Source organism: Frankia umida, assembly GCF_023242945.1.
In the GTDB taxonomy this organism is placed as follows: Bacteria; Actinomycetota; Actinomycetes; order Frankiales; family Frankiaceae; genus Frankia; species Frankia umida.
Window position 1 is genome coordinate 1 of record NZ_JALKFT010000154.1, and the last position, 223, is coordinate 223.

Sequence of the window (223 nt, forward strand, 5' to 3'; positions counted from 1 at the left end):
GAGCTGAACCCGGTGGAAGGCGTGTGGTCGCTGCTGAAACGCGGGGAGATCGCCAACCGGGTCCTGGTCGACGTCGACCATCTCACCGGTCTGGTCCGCCGGGGCATGCGCCGGGTCGGGCGCTGTCCTGATCTGCTCGAGGGATGCCTGGCGGGCACCGGGTTGACCTTGACACCATCCCATGATCAACCAGTCGACCTCGCGCATTAAAGGTCAGTAGTTG

The 223-nt window shown here is 64.6% G+C and carries 1 protein-coding gene; it reads left to right on the forward strand.

What is annotated here, in order from left to right:
• Window positions 1–210: hypothetical protein (locus MXD59_RS26195; protein WP_504858370.1), on the forward strand; the 210-nt coding region annotated here is incomplete at its 5' end.
• Window positions 211–223 lie beyond the last annotated feature (13 nt).